Source organism: Rhizobium sp. 01T444 (assembly GCF_056398305.1).
The window spans coordinates 1-568 of the sequence record NZ_JBFTPD010000327.1; the positions used below are offsets into that span (position 1 = coordinate 1).

The following is a 568-nucleotide window of genomic DNA, read 5'->3' on the forward strand; positions in this document are numbered from 1 at the left end:
GCGCATGGGCGGCCCCATCGGCCGAGCCGGCAATGCGCATCGACAAGCCCACGTCGAAATCGCCCTGCGCATAGCCTGCTTCGATCGCACCGCTCTTGAGCACGCTCACGTTCAGGCGCACCTGCGGATAGCCTTCACCAAGGCGCGCCAGAAGCCGCGCAAGGTCGCCAGGCCTGAAGTAGTCGGTGACCGCGAGACGCAACTCGCCCTGCAAAGCCTCGCCGCGCAGGTCGCGAAATGCCTCGTCGGACAGCGCAAGCATCCGGCGCGCATAGGCGATGAGCCGAAGGCCCGCGGGCGTCGGCGACACGCCCGCCTTGCTGCGCGTCAGAAGCGCCTGGCCTGCCTTTTCCTCGAGCTTGCGCATCTGCTCGCTGACGGCGGACTGGGACAGGAAGACCAGTGGCGCCGCCGCCGTGAGACTGCCGGACTCCACGACCGTGACGAAAGTCCTCAGCTGCTCCAGATTGAAGGCCTGCATCGGTTATCCATTCCTTAATCCGATGGTTTCCATCATATCTTCCCGCTTTTTAGATGGATTTCCAATTTCCACAATGCCACCTCATTC

Annotated in this window: 1 protein-coding gene; it reads right to left on the reverse strand. The window is 63.2% G+C overall.

Translation table 11 applies throughout. The annotated features are described in order from the left end of the window. Nucleotides 1–481, reverse strand: a 481-nt coding sequence (locus AC1DTN_RS38730; RefSeq protein WP_477925523.1) for a LysR family transcriptional regulator, incomplete at its 3' end; no start/stop codon positions are given. Between the last annotated feature and the right edge of the window lie 87 nt (nt 482–568).